General features: G+C 50.4%; 1 protein-coding gene. It reads left to right on the top strand.

The features are described from left to right. Positions 1-258 (top strand): hypothetical protein (locus tag R2R70_RS21340; RefSeq protein WP_410979100.1); only part of this gene is annotated, 258 nt, incomplete at both ends.

Here is a 258-nt window from a genome sequence, read left to right as displayed (position 1 = left end):
GATGCGGCTGAAAAATATCGTTAACCGCGAGCGTTTTGACTGGGTTGCGTTTGATGAGTCGCGCCCTCTCCCCGTCTCTGTGCCTTCGATGCCATTGAAGCTGAAAGTCATTCTGGTAGGCGAACGCGAATCATTGGCTGATTTCCAGGAGATGGAGCCAGAGCTTTCAGAGCAGGCTATTTATAGCGAATTTGAAGATACTCTGCAGATTGTCGATGCGGAGTCAGTAACCCAGTGGTGTCGCTGGGTGACATTTAC

The organism is Cobetia sp. SIMBA_158 (assembly GCF_046566945.1).
Taxonomy (GTDB): domain Bacteria; phylum Pseudomonadota; class Gammaproteobacteria; order Pseudomonadales; family Halomonadaceae; genus Cobetia; species Cobetia amphilecti.
This window is presented reverse-complemented; position numbering and strand designations above follow the sequence as displayed.